At 30.4% G+C, this 16,057-nt stretch carries 20 protein-coding genes; 18 read left to right on the top strand and 2 right to left on the bottom strand.

Features of this window, described 5'->3' with window-relative positions:
- Positions 1-78 precede the first annotated feature (78 nt).
- A complete protein-coding gene (locus HZR23_RS10440; protein WP_165913748.1) occupies positions 79-1,476 on the top strand; it encodes an MATE family efflux transporter in 1,398 nt (465 codons plus the stop codon).
- A gap of 142 nt (positions 1,477-1,618) precedes the next feature.
- A complete protein-coding gene (locus HZR23_RS10445) occupies positions 1,619-2,542 on the top strand; it encodes an NAD-dependent epimerase/dehydratase family protein (RefSeq protein ID WP_132849350.1) in 924 nt (307 codons plus the stop codon).
- Positions 2,543-2,634: 92 nt separating this feature from the next.
- On the opposite strand, the gene HZR23_RS17585 is transcribed toward HZR23_RS10445, so the two are convergent.
- Positions 2,635-2,763: a hypothetical protein gene (locus HZR23_RS17585; protein ID WP_283669801.1), complete on the bottom strand. Its 129-nt coding sequence runs from the start codon at positions 2,761-2,763 to the stop codon at positions 2,635-2,637.
- Between the two features lie 171 nt (positions 2,764-2,934).
- Here HZR23_RS17585 and HZR23_RS10450 point away from each other — a divergent pair, with 171 nt between their 5' ends.
- From HZR23_RS10450 to HZR23_RS10525, 16 genes are all read left to right on the top strand, one after another.
- A complete protein-coding gene (locus HZR23_RS10450; protein WP_132849349.1) occupies positions 2,935-4,164 on the top strand; it encodes a M15 family metallopeptidase in 1,230 nt (409 codons plus the stop codon).
- Between the two features lie 80 nt (positions 4,165-4,244).
- Positions 4,245-4,418: a hypothetical protein gene (locus HZR23_RS10455; protein WP_165913747.1), complete on the top strand. Its 174-nt coding sequence runs from the start codon at positions 4,245-4,247 to the stop codon at positions 4,416-4,418.
- 147 nt (positions 4,419-4,565) lie between these two features.
- Positions 4,566-5,831: an HlyD family efflux transporter periplasmic adaptor subunit gene (locus tag HZR23_RS10460; protein WP_213050221.1), complete on the top strand. Its 1,266-nt coding sequence runs from the start codon at positions 4,566-4,568 to the stop codon at positions 5,829-5,831.
- Positions 5,832-5,851: 20 nt separating this feature from the next.
- Positions 5,852-6,541, top strand: a complete 690-nt coding sequence (locus tag HZR23_RS10465; RefSeq protein ID WP_132849347.1) for a YggS family pyridoxal phosphate-dependent enzyme — start codon at positions 5,852-5,854, stop codon at positions 6,539-6,541.
- Between the two features lie 13 nt (positions 6,542-6,554).
- On the top strand, positions 6,555-6,995 hold the full coding sequence (locus HZR23_RS10470; protein ID WP_132849346.1) for a cell division protein SepF: 441 nt from the start codon (positions 6,555-6,557) through the stop codon (positions 6,993-6,995).
- Between the two features lie 16 nt (positions 6,996-7,011).
- Positions 7,012-7,284 carry a YggT family protein gene (locus HZR23_RS10475; RefSeq protein WP_132849345.1) on the top strand — a complete coding sequence of 91 codons (273 nt, stop codon included), beginning with the start codon at positions 7,012-7,014 and terminating at the stop codon, positions 7,282-7,284.
- A gap of 10 nt (positions 7,285-7,294) precedes the next feature.
- Positions 7,295-8,080 carry a YlmH family RNA-binding protein gene (locus HZR23_RS10480; protein ID WP_132849344.1) on the top strand — a complete coding sequence of 262 codons (786 nt, stop codon included), beginning with the start codon at positions 7,295-7,297 and terminating at the stop codon, positions 8,078-8,080.
- Between the two features lie 19 nt (positions 8,081-8,099).
- A complete protein-coding gene (locus tag HZR23_RS10485) occupies positions 8,100-8,552 on the top strand; it encodes a DivIVA domain-containing protein (RefSeq protein ID WP_132849343.1) in 453 nt (150 codons plus the stop codon).
- Between the two features lie 124 nt (positions 8,553-8,676).
- Positions 8,677-9,375 carry a 5'-methylthioadenosine/adenosylhomocysteine nucleosidase gene (locus HZR23_RS10490; RefSeq protein WP_132849342.1) on the top strand — a complete coding sequence of 233 codons (699 nt, stop codon included), beginning with the start codon at positions 8,677-8,679 and terminating at the stop codon, positions 9,373-9,375.
- Between the two features lie 66 nt (positions 9,376-9,441).
- Complete coding sequence (locus HZR23_RS10495) at positions 9,442-9,735, top strand: DUF5665 domain-containing protein (protein WP_132849341.1); 294 nt, start codon at positions 9,442-9,444, stop codon at positions 9,733-9,735.
- Positions 9,736-9,745: 10 nt separating this feature from the next.
- A complete protein-coding gene (locus tag HZR23_RS10500; RefSeq protein ID WP_132849340.1) occupies positions 9,746-10,117 on the top strand; it encodes a hypothetical protein in 372 nt (123 codons plus the stop codon).
- 46 nt (positions 10,118-10,163) lie between these two features.
- Positions 10,164-10,799, top strand: a complete 636-nt coding sequence (locus HZR23_RS10505; protein ID WP_132849339.1) for a TraR/DksA C4-type zinc finger protein — start codon at positions 10,164-10,166, stop codon at positions 10,797-10,799.
- Positions 10,800-10,899: 100 nt separating this feature from the next.
- Positions 10,900-11,349, top strand: coding sequence for a signal peptidase II (gene lspA, locus HZR23_RS10510; RefSeq protein WP_132849338.1), 450 nt, complete (start codon positions 10,900-10,902; stop codon positions 11,347-11,349).
- Between the two features lie 3 nt (positions 11,350-11,352).
- Entirely contained in the window at positions 11,353-12,273 is a 921-nt protein-coding gene (locus HZR23_RS10515; RefSeq protein ID WP_330571482.1) for an RluA family pseudouridine synthase, read from the top strand.
- Between the two features lie 15 nt (positions 12,274-12,288).
- Positions 12,289-12,828, top strand: a complete 540-nt coding sequence (gene pyrR, locus HZR23_RS10520; protein ID WP_132849336.1) for a bifunctional pyr operon transcriptional regulator/uracil phosphoribosyltransferase PyrR — start codon at positions 12,289-12,291, stop codon at positions 12,826-12,828.
- 96 nt (positions 12,829-12,924) lie between these two features.
- The gene (locus tag HZR23_RS10525) at positions 12,925-14,127 is read left to right on the top strand and encodes a uracil-xanthine permease family protein (RefSeq protein ID WP_132849335.1); all 1,203 of its coding nucleotides are present in this window, start codon (positions 12,925-12,927) and stop codon (positions 14,125-14,127) included.
- Between the two features lie 91 nt (positions 14,128-14,218).
- Here HZR23_RS10525 and HZR23_RS10530 read toward each other — a convergent pair whose 3' ends face one another.
- Positions 14,219-15,994, bottom strand: a complete 1,776-nt coding sequence (locus HZR23_RS10530; RefSeq protein WP_132849334.1) for an Rqc2 family fibronectin-binding protein — start codon at positions 15,992-15,994, stop codon at positions 14,219-14,221.
- Between the last annotated feature and the right edge of the window lie 63 nt (positions 15,995-16,057).

A 16,057-nucleotide genomic window follows, 5' to 3' on the forward strand; every position in this document is an offset into this window, starting at 1 on the left:
GATAAGCATACATAAGTAAAGTGTTTATCTTCCTTTTATTTTTCTGTGCTGATTTTAAAATAAAGGGTGGAGATTAGATTGAACTCCAAAGTTCGAGAGGATTTTTTAGGTACAGAGGCCATAGGCAAGCTTCTTTTTAAGCTATCACTACCAGCTACTATAGCTATATTTGTTAACATTTTATATAACTTTGTGGATACGGTGTTTATTGGTAGAGGTGTCGGAGCTGATGCAATAGGTGGACTTGTAATTGCAATTCCTTTTCAAACAACTGTAATGGCTATAGGGACTATGTTTGGTGTCGGAGCTGCCTCGATAATATCAATTAGTTTAGGGTCCGGAGATAAAGAAAATGCTTCCAAAACAGTAGCTAATTCTACAACTATAGCATGTATAACGTCTGTTTTGCTGATTGTTATAATTTTTTTGAAGTTTGATTTTTGGTTAGAGCTTTTTGGAGCGACTGAAGGCCTCCTGCAATATGCCTCGGATTACTTGTCTATATTACTATGGGGGACGCCTTTCATAGTTCTATCTATGGTTTTACATAGTATTATTCAGGCTGAAGGTAATGCTAAAAATGCTATGATGGGTATGGTAATTAGTACAATTATTAATATTATATTTGACCCTCTATTCATATTCAAATTTGGAATGGGCGTAAAGGGTGCCGCACTAGCAACAGTTATAGCTCAGTTTTTCTGGTTTGTCCATGCCTTATACTATATTTTAGGCAATAAATCTATAATTACAATAAAGCGCAAGCACTTTAAATTAGACTTTTCTATACTTAAAGAAGTTTCTATATTAGGTACTCCATCATTTATTAGATTAGGTGGTGGAAGTATAGTAATGATCATAATCAATAAAACCTTGGGTTTTTACGGTGGAGATATATACATTACAATAGTAGGGATTGTTTTTAAGCTGCTCAGAATTATTATGATTCCAATACTAGGGATAGTACAGGGATTTAAGCCAATAGTTGGTTATAACTTTGGTGCAGAGAAGTACTCTAGAGTTAAAACAGTACTAAAATATGCGATTACATCATCATTTTGGATGGCTTTTGCTGGTTTTATTATAATGTTCTTTTTTCCTGAATTTTTATTTAGGATTGTAACTAATGATTTAGATGTAATACAAAAAGGCATCCTTGTAATGCGAATAATTGTTTGTGTTATACCAATCATAGGAATTCAACTTGTGGGGACAGAATTTTTCTTATCAATAGGTAAGGGGTTCCCAGCACTACTTTTAGGTTTATCCAGACAAATAATACTGCTTATCCCTTTAATGATAATACTTCCTAGGTTTTGGGGAGTAAATGGAATATTTATATCCTATCCTATAGCAGATTTCTTATCTACAATAATAACTTTCGTGCTTCTGGTGATTGAAGTAAGAAAGCTTGATAATATGGATAAGGAATTGGAGAGTTTAGAAATAACAGCTGAAGTTGCACAGCAATTGTAAAGCCTATGAACAAATAAAATTTAACTCAAAAAAGTTTAAGTTTGTATATTTTGTAAAAAAGTTTACGATATAACTCCCAAAAAGATATGACTTCACATATATTGTAGTATAATAGCCGGAATTATGTGAGGAGGGATTAGCTATGAAGGTATTGGTCACTGGAGGGGCTGGGTTTATTGGATCACATACGGTAGATAAGTTAATTGAAGAGGGGAATGATGTAATAGTCATAGATAACCTATCGACCGGGAACATATCTAATGTAAATTACAAAGCAGTTTTTTATAACGAAGACATTAGAGATGAAGCACTTAATAACATATTTGAAAGCGAACGGCCGGAATATGTTATACACTTAGCTTCACAATCAGATCCATTAAAATCCATTGAGTTTCCTTTGTATGATAGTCAAATTAATATTAATGGGACTATCAATTTACTTGAGTGCTGTGTTAGAAACGACGTGAAGAAAATAGTATTTGCTTCCTCTATCTCTATCTATGGTAATCCAAAAAAACTACCTATATGTGAGACTGACGAGAAAAATCCAATTACACAATATGGTTTATCTAAACTTACTGCAGAAAATTATATAAAACTATATAGTAAACTTTACGGTTTACAATATACAATATTAAGGTATGCAAATGTATACGGTGAGAGAGAGCAACAAAGAGACTATACAGGTGCCATTCCAATTTTTATAAAGAAACTTCTTCAAAAGGATGTTCCTAAAATCTTTAATGATGGGAATGAGACTAGGGACTATATTTACGTTAAGGATGTTGTTGAGGCAAATATTTTATCGATTTTAATGGGAAATAATGAGGAAATTAACATTGGTTCGGGTAGACAGCTTAAGACCATGGAGCTGTATAGCATTATAACCCATATGATTGGAGTAAAGGCTGAAACCGTTTTTGATAATTCCACAATGTATAAGATACAACATATTATATTAAATATTAATAAAGCAAGAAGATTATTGGGATGGGAACCAAAACATTCAATCGTTGATGGCTTAATTAACACTATTGGGTACTACAAAATGTATTTAAATATGTGATTTACAGAAATATGAAATACCGAGTGATCTTATACTTTTTGTCTTTGTATAAATACTCGGTATTTTTGTGTCTTTAAATAATATGTAAAAATTTATTTGTTTTCACACTTGGAATATAATTTATCCATATACTGTGCAGTGTACTCGATTTTATTAAGTTTTAGCTTTTCTAGTACAAAATTTTTATATTTAACTATTATTAAATCTATTTTTAAAAACATAATAATCACCTACCCTCATGTAATTATTTGCACTAAAGCGATTAACTATGTAAGAAAAGTCGAAAAAAGTCAAATGAACGCACTATACTTTTTTTATAGCGGTATTTGTGTCGAAAAACATAATTTAGATGGTATAATAGAATAGAAGTCGTAAAAATATGGGGGATTTTTATGTACGAATATAAAAAAAGAAATATTGTTAGAGTTTTAGGTGCAGCTATAACTACTTTAGCAATTTTTTATACGTTATCAATCAATTTATTTGCGAATCCTTTGAACCATGATAAATCAGAAATAACTGTTAATTTGAAGCCTATGGGGCTATTCAGTGTATATAGCAGTAACAGATTTATAGAAAGTTATAATACTATAGAATATGCTATGAATACTGTAAACAGAATAAATAATCCAATTCTAAAATTTAATCCAGCAAATAAAAAAATATATGGGGCTGATTATCCATATATAGTTTATGAAAGCAACGGAAATGGACAAGCTTTTTCTAATGAAAATAAAGCATATAGTTTTGTTTTAAAGACAAAAAATAGTTATGCAATTGATGAAGAAAATAATAAACTTCTTTATTCAAATTTCGATAGATTAGTTAAATGGAATGATGATACTAAAGCAGGTGATTTGTTTTTAGTAAATAAATGGAAACCTATAAATAGTGATTATATCCTGGAAGATTTTGTAAATCTAACTTCAAAGAAAAATAAATATATTCAACCTAGGTTAGATAATATGCTAATCGATAAAAAGGCTTTTGGTGACTTGGACAAGATGGCAAAGGATATTTACGATTCAGGTATAACAAATATGCTTATAACCAGTACATATAGACCATATAATACTCAAAGCCAGATATTCAAATCTAGGGTTGATTTGAATATGAGACAAAACTATAGTGAGCGGAATGCTATGGAATTGGCTGCTATGGTTGTAGCAAAACCCGGTACAAGTGAACATCAAACTGGCTTAGCAATTGATGTAACCGTGAGGGATAGTTATGGTAATATTCATCCTTTAAATCAGTCCTTTGAAAATACAAAGGTTGGAAAGTGGGTAAATGAAAATAGTTGGAAGTACGGCTATGTTGTAAGGTACGTAGATGGAAAGTCAGATATAACTGGAATTATTTATGAGCCATGGCATTTAAGATATGTTGGTACCCCTCATGCAGAAGTTATGTATAATATGAATTATTGTCTTGAAGAATATTTACAGTACTTAGCTTCTGAAAAAATAATTAGCTATAAGGATTATAACGGTAATCTATTTAACATATTGTATTTTGAATCTATTTACTCCACACAACTTTTATCGACATTAAAGCAACAAAAAAATATTGTAAGTATTTCTGGCGATGGCAATTGTGGGGTTATTTTAACTATTAACTAAAATATGGCATTATGCATAAAATTTATCATCTATAAATATATATAGGATTAGAAAAAAATATATCATAAGAGGATAAACATATGAAAATTTATGATAAGGCTCCTACTTATACAATTAGAGAGATGAAAGAACAAAAAGATTTAATTAGGTATAAAGTTACTTATGAGATAGCAACTAGTATATTAGAACTATCATTGCTAATCGGTTGTTTTTATGGTTTGCTAATGTTACTTGTTGAATCTAAGCTACTTTAAATTATATTTTTTCACTCCATATTATGGAGTGGTTTTTATTTTTTGCTTATATAGATCTGTATAAATAAAAATTAAATTAATGAAATTGAAGGATTTTAAACCTAAATGAAGAATAAATAAAAAAGATAATTAGGTAGGTGAGTTGTTTTGAAAAAAAGGGTCTCTATGAGAAGAAGAGTTTTAAGGCTAGTTGTTATAACTATAATAGGACTCTATTTTGCAACAAAAGTATTGCCACTATTTAGTGAAGCCAACAATAAGACATATATAGTTGAGTATGGCAAAATAGAAGAACTAGTTCCAGTAAAAGCGTATGTTATTAGAGATGAAAAGGTCATTTCATATATACAGGACTATTCAGATATGGAATTACTTGTAGAAGAAGGGTCTATAGTAGCTAAGGGACAAGAGATTGCTCGGTTTTATTTATCTAATGAGAATGACATTAACGTTGAAAAAGATTTAAAAAGTATAGAAGCAAGAATAGAAAGTATAAATGAGCAACAGAATAATGGAAATCATTTTCAAAATGATATTAATAAAATAAACGACCAAGTTGAAAGGAATGTTAACCTTTTAAATGTTTACTTAAGTAATGGTGAATACGATAGAGTCTATAACATTAAGAATGAAATAAATAATCTTTTAGAAAAGAAAAATGCTATTACTGGTAGTACAAGCTTTACGGGAATAAATTTGAATGAGTTAGAGGAACAAAAGTCACAGCTTATAAACAAGTTAAACTCATATGTTAAAGTAGTTAAGGCTGATAGGGCAGGGTATATAGCAATAGGAAGCGATGGATTAGAGGATCTATTTAATTTATCAAATATTATAAAATTAAACTTTGAGAGCTATAAAGTTCTTAAAGAAAACTCTGTTAAGCAAAATGATGGTATGTCCATTCGAATAGTTGAAAATTTTAAATATAACTATGTTATAGAAATTGATAATAATTACCTATCTGGAATAGCAGAAGGTAGAGTAGTAAGATTAAGAGACAATAATCATAGTAATCGAGAGTATAAGGCAAGGGTTAGAAAAGTTATATCTGACGAAACAGAGGATAGTAGTCTAATAATATTAAGTATTAATGAACATATGGATAATATATTTTCTAATCGTGTATTACAATTAGACTTATTAAAAAATATATATGATGGTATTACAGTGCCAAATAGGTCAATAATAGAAATAGATAAGAAAATAGGTGTTTATAAAGTAGATGTAAACGGTTTTGTTAGCTTCGTACCTGTTATGGTAAAGGGAAGGAATGATGATTTGGCGATAGTACATAACTCCCATTTTGATACTATAATTGATGGTGAAAGTAAGAGGGTTCTAACTATATCTAGCTATGACGAAATAGTTTTAGATGGCGCAAGTGTAATTGAAGGACAAAAAATCCGTTAAGCTTGAAAGGATGAATTGAATTGGCAGTATTTGACAACTTACAATTAATTAAAGAAAAAATTAAGCAGTCAGCAATTAAATCCAGTAGGAATGCTGAAGATATTCAAATAATTGCAGTAACAAAGACTGTTGATATAGAATTGATTCAAAAGGCTATCGATGTAGGTATAACTGATGTTGGAGAAAACAGAGTGCAAGAATTAACAAGAAAGTATGATGTATTAAGTGATAAGGTAAAATGGCATTTGATAGGTCATTTGCAAAAAAATAAAGTAAAATATATTATTGATAAGGTTGAATTAATTCATTCATTAGATTCTTACGATTTAGCTTTAGAGATTAATAGGAGAGCAGGGGACATAAACAGAATTATTAATTGTCTAGTACAAGTGAACGTATCGGGAGAAGAATCAAAATATGGTATTAGTCCTGATGAAGTTAATAGGTTTTTTGAAAGTATTGAAGATTTAAAGTACGTTCACGTAGTTGGACTTATGACTATAGCCCCATATACAGAGGAGAAAGAGGAAACTAGAATATACTTTAAGAAACTTAAAGATATTTATAATAATGTTGCTAAGCTAGGATTCAAAAACACTTCAATGAAATATTTATCTATGGGGATGTCTAATGACTTTGAAGTTGCTATAGAAGAAGGAGCTAACTTAGTTAGAATAGGTAGTGCAATTTTTGGAGAACGAGAATACTAAAGGGGGAAATAAAATGGCTAATAAAATTATGGATAAAGTAAAGTATTTTATTGGTTTAGACGTTTTTGAAGATGAAGATGAAGATGTTAGAGAAGAAGTGCAAGAGGAACAGGAGGATTTTGCTGTAGTAAGTAGTAAAAAAAATAAGGTAGTAAATATACATACAACAACTCAAATGAAAGTAGTAATTTATGAACCAACAGAATTTGATGAAGTAACAGGTATAGTTGATAATTTAAAAAATAGAAAGCCAGTAGTTATAAACTTAGAAAATCTAGAAACAGATCTAGCTAAAAAGTTCTTTGATTTTCTTAATGGGGCAATATATGCTTTAGATGGAAATATTCAAAAGGTATCTGCAGGAATATTTTTATTAGCACCAAATAATGTTGAAATTGCAGGGAATATTAAAGATGAGTTAAAAAGTAAGGGAGTATTTCCTTGGCATAAATAGTAGGGAGTTGATATAGTTGTTTAATTCTTCGACAGTAATACAGGCTTTAATACATTTAAGCCGAATTATTGAGTTTTTAGTTTTAATAAGAGTACTGTTTTCATGGATTAGACCAAATCCAAGAAGTGCAATTGTTCAGTTTGTATATAATATGACGGAGCCAATTTTAGAACCAATTAGAAGGCTTATTTATGGTTTAGGTTATAATGGGATGATTGACTTTTCTCCAATTATTGCTATGTTTTTAGTTAGATTCATATTTAACCGTCTAATTTTTCTATTAAGATAGAGGGCTATAAATGATCAATAAAGAAAAGTTTGCTCAACATATAAAGGACTTAGCTACTCGAGAATTGGTAAGTAAGGTGTTAGATAAAATAGAGATTGTAATTAAAAATCATGAGATTAAGTACACTGATTTTTTAAACCCTTATGAACAAAAATCTGTAATAGAAGTAGTAAATGCATTTCCTGAACTTAAAGTAAGTAGTTTTGGCGGATATTTGGAATCAGAAAGAAAAGTTTTAGCTATATATCAAGACTATTTGACTCCAGAGTTAATAGAGACACCTATATCTGCTATAGAGATTAAAACTAGAGCAGAACAAAAAATAAATCATCGGGACGTTTTAGGTGCAGCTTTAGGACTGGGTATTAAGAGGGAAAAGGTTGGAGATATTTTAATCCATGAGGATTGTTTTCAAATAATAGTAAATAAATCTTTAGAGGATTTTATAATATTTAATTTAAATAAAATAGGCAAAGCAGAGGTAGAAGCAAAGAGTATTGATTTTAATAAAGTTAAGCCTGTGGAAGCAGAGTACAAAAGTATTGTTGGGTTTTTAGCCTCATTAAGATTAGACGCTGTTGTGAGTTTTGCCTTTAAAATATCTCGTTCCGAGGCTCAAAGCCTAATAGGAAAAGAGCGTGTAACAGTTAACTGGGAACAGATTTCGAAAAATGATTACATAATAGATACAGGGGATATTATTACTTTGAGAGGCAAAGGTCGTGCTAAGATTGAAGAAATTGGTGGCAGAACAAAATCCGATAGGATAAAAGTGGTTATAAAGAAACTTATATAATATAAGGGAGGCGAGAGAAATGTTAACACCACTAGATATACAAAACAAGGAATTTAAAAAGGCATTTAGAGGTTATTCAGAGGATGAGGTAGACGAGTTTTTAGATCAAATAATGATTGATTATGAAAAACTATATAAAGAAAATGCAGAATTAAAGGAAAAAATCGAGAAAACTCAAGATCAGATGGATAAATATAAAAATATTGAGGAAACTTTGAAAAATACTCTAATAGTTGCACAAAGCTCTGCTGAAGAAGTTAGAAGTAATGCAACGAAAAAATCAGAGTTGATAATAGAGGAAGCAGAACAACGAGCAAAAGAAATTCTGCAAAACTCTAGATTAGAGGTTGAAAAGGTTAAACAAGAGTATGAAGATGTAAAGAAGCAAATGCAAATATTTAAGACTAGATATAAAACTCTTCTACAATCTCAGTTGGATGCGGTTTTAGGAGAAACTGAAAATTTGGAATAATTAATAGTATTTCTTGGGAAATAGATCTCGTTCAAAGTTGAACGAGATTTTTTCAAGAAAATTTGCTTCTCTAATTATAAAAAAGGGTAAAATAATTAATAATTAAAAATGGAGGATGAAATACATGAGTAAAATAGGAATAATTGGTGCAATGGATGAAGAAGTGAACATATTAAAAGATGAAATGGAAATAATTGAAACTATAAAAATTGCAAGTATGGATTTTTATATTGGAAAACTAGAGAGTAAGAATATAGTTTTAGTAAGATGTGGAATTGGAAAAGTTAATGCAGCCATTTGTACGCAGGTTTTAATAGATAGATTTGATATAGATTTAGTCATAAATACTGGTGTAGCTGGTGCAATGCATGATAGTTTAAATATTCTTGATGTAGTTGTCAGTGATGATGTTTTATATCATGATTTTGATGTAACAGGCTTTGGATATAAATTGGGTGAAATTCCAAGAATGGATAGTTCTATTTTTAAAGCGGATAATAATCTTGTTAGTATATCAATAAATGCTGCTAAGGAAGTTCTTAAAGGCGAAAAGGTATTTAAAGGAAGAGTTGTTTCGGGAGATATATTCGTAAGTAGCGCCGAACTAAAAGAAAAAATCAATTTAGAATTTAATGCCTATTGTACTGAAATGGAAGGTGCAGCAATCGGACATACATGTTTTTTAAACAATAAACCCTTCGTTATAATTAGAGCTATGTCAGATAAAGCCGATGGAAGTGCACATGCTAATTTTAATGAATTTGTTGAGAAAGCATCTCATAATTCTAAAGAAATAGTAAAAGGCATATTAAAACAAATTTAAGTAAAAGATATTTTATAACGAATTAAATTATTTGATAAGGTTAAAATATTTCTAGGAGAGTTTACAATGTCAAATGAAATTAAAGATCCTAAACTTAATGAAAAAATAGAATTACTTTCTAGGAAAATGGACAATGTTAGAATTGCTGAATATGTAGCATTACTATCTAATCCTAGAAAACTTTTTTTAACAAATTTTTTGCTTGGGATTGTAAGAGGCATTGGAATGGGTATTGGTTTTACACTCCTGACCGCATTAATTATTTATCTAATAATATATGTTTTACGAGGGTGGGTTGACCTTCCATATATCGGTAGAATTATTGCGGATCTACTCAAGATAATTGAAAACTACAGATAGGAGGAATAACATGAATATTCAAAACCTAGGAAATTTTAAAAGCTTATCTTCTGATGGTAAAAGAGATGTTCTTCAAAATTTATTAATGTTGGAAAATAGTCAATATAACGAAAATGGTTATAATGGTATTGACTATACCTCTGAGTTTGCTGAAGAATTTGCAATAAATTATCAAGGTGATAAGAAAAGAATTGTTAATACAGCCTTTGACAAAAAGGATATACCAAACCAAGTATCTATAAATGATATTTTGTATGAGTATAACCCAAATAGCCAAGGGAACCTAACTAGTAAAACAAACAACTCTAATAATAACTTTATTATGAATGAAAATATGGATGCATTTAGTTTAAATGTTGCTATGGATGATTTTGTGACCTGATAAAATCCTAACATTAGCAACTCTTAATAAAGAAGGAGGACTTCCTTTGGATAAAAAGAAACTAAAACATTATAAAGAACTTCTTCTAGACGAAAAAAAAGAAGTCCTTGATACCTTAGAGAGAATGGAAGATCATCAGAAAAATAGTGCCTCTATGAGAGAATATACTGAAGAGTTATCTGCATATGATAATCATCCAGCTGATTTAGGGACCGAAATGTTTATGACTTCAATGCAAGCTAATTTAGAAAATCATGAAAGATATCGTACAACGGAAATAGATAGAGCTTTAGAAAGTATTGATGCAGGTACCTATGGTAAATGTAATTTATGTGGCAGTTTTATAGCTGAAGCAAGACTAGAGGTCATGCCTGAAGCTAATATATGTATGGAATGTGCAAAGAAAAAAGTGCCTATTGAAGATATAATACACTATAGACCTGTTGAAGAAGAACTACTTTCACCGCCCTTTGGTAGAACATACAAGGATTTAGATAACAATTATTCAGGTTTTGATGGGGAAGATGCTTATCAGGAGGTTGCTAAGTTCAACCAAGTAAAAAATGATCCATCATTCTCAACTGCAGATAATATTGATGTATTTGATGATTACAGTCTTGGAACAGTACAGGATGTAGAGAAGATAACTAATGAACACTATGAAGATCAGATACCAGACTAGATAACAAAAATGCAATATATATCGAAAAAAGGTACTTTATGTATCTTTTTTTCTTTTATTTATGATATAATCATATAGGTTGTAATAAGGAGGCAATAAAATGTGGATAATAATTATATTAGCTATTGTTATTTCTGATCAAATTACAAAGCAGTTGGTTTTAAGTAATTTAAAAGAAATAGGCTCTATACCAATAATACAAAATGTTTTTCATTTAACATATGTGGAAAACCGAGGGGCTGCCTTTGGAATTTTACAAAACCAAAAATACTTCTTTGTTATAATGAAGCTTATTGTTATAACAGCAATAATATATGTATTAATTAAGCATAAAGATTTAAGAAAGTCCGTTGTAATATGCTTAAGTCTTATTGTTGGAGGAGCTATTGGGAATTTAATTGATAGATTAAGATTTGGTTTTGTAGTAGACTTTTTTGATTTTATTATATGGCCTGTTTTTAATATCGCCGATATGGCTATAGTTTTAGCTCAAATACTATTAATATATATAGTCTTAAAGCATGATAGCTTTAAGCAAAAGGAGTTGTAGATATTGGAAAACCAATATTTTTATGTCTCAGATGATGAAGATGAGGTTCGTTTAGATGTATATCTAGCTGAGCAATATGAGGAGTTTAGTAGAAGCTATATTCAAAAACTGATCACTGGAAAACACGTTAAGGTAAATAATACTTTTGAAAAGAACAAATATTTAATAAAAGCAGGGGATAGTATTGAAGTAATACTACCAGAACCTCAAACTTTAGATGTTAAACCTCAAAATATCCCTTTAGATATAGTTTATGAAGATCAGGATATAATAATAATAAATAAACCACAGGGTATGGTAGTTCATCCTGGGGCAGGAAACTATACAGATACATTAGTTAACGCACTGTTATACCACTGTGATGGTCAATTATCATCCATTAATGGAGTAATAAGACCAGGAATTGTACACAGAATAGATAAAGATACATCAGGACTTTTAATGGTAGCAAAGAATAATGTTGCACACCAGTCTTTAGCTGAACAGCTTAAGGAACACTCGATTACTCGAAAATATCATGCTATATGTACAGGTATAATTAAAGAGAATAGAGTTACTATTAATGCACCTATTGGTAGACATCCGGTGGATCGTTTAAAAATGACTGTTATACAATCAGGTAGAAACGCTGTTACTTATGTGAATGCTCTACAAAGATTTAAAGATTATACATATATTGAGGCTCAGTTAGAGACGGGAAGAACCCATCAAATTAGAGTACATTTGTCCTACATTAAACATCCATTACTTGGTGATGAGGTGTATGGTAAGAGAAGTAGTAAATTTAATCTAAAAGGACAAGTATTGCATGCTAAAACCCTAGGATTTATACACCCTAGGACAAATGAGTATATGGAATTTAATTCAGATTTGCCGGATTATTTTAAAAAACTACTAGAAATCATGTCGAAAAATGTAGTATAATAGGGGGAAGGCCTTATGGAGAATAAAACCGTACAGTTATTAGATGATAAAGGAATAAATAGAGCTATAATTAGAATAGCTCATGAAATAACTGAAAAAAATAAAGGTGCACAGGATATTATTTTAGTAGGAATAAAAACTAGAGGAGTACCTTTAGCTAAAAGACTAGCTGAAAAGATTAATAGTATAGAGGGATTTCTGGTGCCCGTAGAAGTTTTAGATATAACCCTATATCGTGATGATCTTGAGATTAAATCTCAGGAACCAATAGTGCAGGATATACAATTTGTAAACAACATAGATGGAAAAACCGTTATACTAGTTGATGACGTTTTATATACAGGAAGAACTGTAAGGGCAGCTTTAGATGCAATAATAGATATAGGTCGCCCAAGTAAAATACAATTAGCAGTCTTAGTGGATAGAGGCCATAGAGAGCTACCTATTAGGGCTGACTATGTAGGGAAAAATGTACCTACTTCAAAGCATGAAATAGTAAAAGTTTCACTAACCGAGGTCGATGATGATAATTCAGTTGTCATTGAAAATAAATAGCTTCAACGCACGCCTTTAAATTAGTCCAGAGAGGCTAAAAAGGGGGATATACAACTTAGTATATTTCCCTCAAAAATTAATCGAGGGGGAATTTTTATGTCAAACAAAGAAGGTTTAAGAAAATGGATTTTAGCAGTACAGCACATTCTAGCAATGTTTGGAGCAACAGTTTTAGTTCCAATGTTAACAGGGTTAAATCCAGCAGTTGCATTATTAGCCGCTGGGGGTGGAACATTACTTTTCCATCTTATAACAAAAGGTAAAGTACCAGTTTTCTTAGGTTCGAGTTTTGCATTTATTCCAGTTATTATTGCAATTAGAGAAGCTTTTGGTGGAGACTTAAGATATGCACAGGGTGGTATTATCGTAGCCGGTGCAATCTATATTGCTCTTGCAGCATGTGTAAAAATATTTGGAATTGATAAAGTTAAATCTTTCTTCCCACCTATCGTTACGGGACCAATGATCATTGTTATCGGTTTAACATTAAGTCCTGTAGCTATTGGAATGGCATCAACTAACTGGGGAATTGCACTTGTTGTATTAGCTACTGTAATTATTGTTTCTGTTTATGCAAGAGGCTTTATGAAGCTATTACCAATTATCATAAGTGTATTCGTAGGATATGTAGTATCTATCTTAACAGGAGTAATTGACCTAGCAACTTTATCTTCAGACCTTAGCGGGGCAGCTTTATTTGCAATGCCAGCTATAACTATGCCTAAATTTGACATAGCTGCTATCGCAATTATGGCACCAATCGTATTAGTAGTATTTATGGAGCATATTGGAGATATAACTACAAATGGAGCAGTTGTTGGACAAGACTTCTTTAAAGACCCAGGTTTACACAGAACTCTACTTGGAGACGGTATAGCAACAATGTTCGCAGGATTTATTGGTGGACCAGCAAATACAACTTATGGCGAAAATACAGGGGTATTAGCTGTGACTAAGGTATATGATCCTTCGATTATAAGACTTGCTGCGGCAATTACGTTATTCTTAAGTTTTATAGGTAAATTCGAAGTGATCTTAAGATCAATTCCAGTACCAGTAATGGGTGGAATAAGTATAGTTCTTTTCGGTATGATTGCAAGTATAGGACTTAGAACAATGGTTGAAGCAGAGTTAGATTTTTCTGAGAGTAAAAACCTTTTAATTGCTGCCCTTATATTAGTAATAGGAATTGGTACAGATGTAGGTGGCGGTATTTATATCACTGAAAGTATTCAATTAGCTGGTTTAAGTTTAGCTGCAATAACTGGTATAGTAGCAAATAAATTGATTAATAGATAATATTAAAATATAAGCCCTCTCTAGAATCTAGAGAGGGCTATTTAAATATATGTAAATAGAGATACATATCCAAAATAAAGAATCAGCAAAATTAACTTTCGCTGATTTTTATATTTGATATATTTTTTTCAAAGGAGTCTACTAGAATAGTAGAATAGTTTTCATAAATAACCATTCCAGGCTTAGACCCACTAGGCTTCTTTACGTTTTTACGTTCAGTATAGTCTACAGCAACCTTACTCGAATCCTTAACTTTACTATAATATGCAGCCAAGGTCGCAGCTTCTAATAAAGCATTATCTGTAAGTTCTTTATCATCAAGCTTTATAATTACATGGGAACCTGGCATATCTTTAACATGTAGCCAAATATCAGTTTTAGTAGACTGTTTAAATGTCACATCTTCATTTTGTTTATTATTTTTACCAACTAAAATCGTAAAACCGTCAGTTGATATATAAGTTAAAAATCCAGAGCCTTTTCTAACTAGTTGTTTACCCTTAGTAATTTTTTTCTTTATATACCCATTATCAACTAGTTCTGTTAAAATCTCATCTAAGTCCTGAAGTGATGTGCATTGATCTATACTTACTAAAATTTGCTCTAAATATTGAATTTCTTTATTTGTAATTTTGATTTGTTTGTCTACTTCAACTAGGGCATTTTTAGATTTATTGTATTTTTTATAGTAAACTTGAGCGTTTTTAGAAGGTGTAAACCTTTTATCTAGTTCAATCTTAATAGTCTCTAAATTTTCACTATAGAAATTTTCTACTTCTACTGCATCCTGTCCTTTTTCAATTTTATAGATATTAGCTGTTATTAAATCCCCAATTATTTTATACTTTTCTCCCTTAAGGGCTTTGTTATAATCCCGTTGTAAATTTTGAATCTTATTATATAATCTTTCTAATTTAATCGTAACATTCTTCCTAAGAACCTGAGTTTTTTGCTTCATTCTTTCCTTATGATCATTTACACTGTAAAAATTCTCTAATAACATACTAATTGAATCGAAGCTTACTTTCTCATACAAATTAAAGTGTTCAATTTCAATAGCACTATAATCAACATATTTATTTTTATTAAGATCCTCATATATTGTAGGTTTAAAAGCTTTTACTTTAATAAGCTCCATAATTGATTGGAAAGAAGTAAAAAGACTTAGTAGCTCTTCTTCCTTTAAATTTGCAATAGGTGTATCCATATCTATTTGTGCTCTATGACATATTTCTCTAGCTAGCAGTGGTGAAACTCCTGTAAAGTACAAGTACATACTTTTATATATAGGAATTTGTTCATTACGTTTAAGATGATTTAACATCATTTCTTTACTTACAATATGTAAAGGATTTAGCTTATCATTTATAGGTGGGGTTTCGTATGGAAGCCCCGGGAATACTTGTCTAAATCTACTCATATCAAAGGATATTCTTCTAATACTATCTATTATTTTATTTGTTTCCTTATCAACAAGTATAATATTACTATGTTTACCCATCATTTCTATTATAAGGGATTTTGTTTTTTTAATATTTAATTCATCTAATACTTCAATATCTAACTGAATTATTCTTTCAAAGTTTGGCTGGCTTACAGAAATAATTCTACCACCCGTTAGATTTTTTCTAAGGAGCATACAAAAGCTAGGTGGGGTCATTGGATTTTCTTTATTTATATTCGTTAAATGGGCCCTAGAGTAATTACTATGGGATGACAGTAATAGTCTATAGTTTTTTCCTAAGCTTCTAAAAAGTATATTTATTTCATCTAATTCTGGCTGATAAATTTTTTCAATTTTACCAGTTGGAATTAAACTATTAAGTTCTTCAACTATTGCTGATACAACAAATCCATCAAAAGACATATTGAAATTCCTCCTGTAAATAATGTAATGTAAATATATCATAAAAAAAATGTCGATGCAAAA

This window comes from Serpentinicella alkaliphila, assembly GCF_018141405.1.
In the GTDB taxonomy this organism is placed as follows: domain Bacteria; phylum Bacillota; class Clostridia; order Peptostreptococcales; family Natronincolaceae; genus Serpentinicella; species Serpentinicella alkaliphila.

Coding starts and splice junctions, on each gene's coding strand:
- HZR23_RS10445 (WP_132849350.1), top strand. CDS start 1,619: ATGAAGGTATTGGTCACTGGAGGGGCTGGGTTTATTGGATCACATACG.
- HZR23_RS17585 (WP_283669801.1), bottom strand. CDS start 2,763: ATGTTTTTAAAAATAGATTTAATAATAGTTAAATATAAAAATTTTGTA.
- HZR23_RS10450 (WP_132849349.1), top strand. CDS start 2,935: ATGTACGAATATAAAAAAAGAAATATTGTTAGAGTTTTAGGTGCAGCT.
- HZR23_RS10455 (WP_165913747.1), top strand. CDS start 4,245: ATGAAAATTTATGATAAGGCTCCTACTTATACAATTAGAGAGATGAAA.
- HZR23_RS10470 (WP_132849346.1), top strand. CDS start 6,555: ATGGCTAATAAAATTATGGATAAAGTAAAGTATTTTATTGGTTTAGAC.
- HZR23_RS10480 (WP_132849344.1), top strand. CDS start 7,295: ATGATCAATAAAGAAAAGTTTGCTCAACATATAAAGGACTTAGCTACT.
- HZR23_RS10485 (WP_132849343.1), top strand. CDS start 8,100: ATGTTAACACCACTAGATATACAAAACAAGGAATTTAAAAAGGCATTT.
- HZR23_RS10490 (WP_132849342.1), top strand. CDS start 8,677: ATGAGTAAAATAGGAATAATTGGTGCAATGGATGAAGAAGTGAACATA.
- HZR23_RS10495 (WP_132849341.1), top strand. CDS start 9,442: ATGTCAAATGAAATTAAAGATCCTAAACTTAATGAAAAAATAGAATTA.
- HZR23_RS10500 (WP_132849340.1), top strand. CDS start 9,746: ATGAATATTCAAAACCTAGGAAATTTTAAAAGCTTATCTTCTGATGGT.
- lspA (WP_132849338.1), top strand. CDS start 10,900: ATGTGGATAATAATTATATTAGCTATTGTTATTTCTGATCAAATTACA.
- pyrR (WP_132849336.1), top strand. CDS start 12,289: ATGGAGAATAAAACCGTACAGTTATTAGATGATAAAGGAATAAATAGA.
- HZR23_RS10525 (WP_132849335.1), top strand. CDS start 12,925: ATGTCAAACAAAGAAGGTTTAAGAAAATGGATTTTAGCAGTACAGCAC.
- HZR23_RS10530 (WP_132849334.1), bottom strand. CDS start 15,994: ATGTCTTTTGATGGATTTGTTGTATCAGCAATAGTTGAAGAACTTAAT.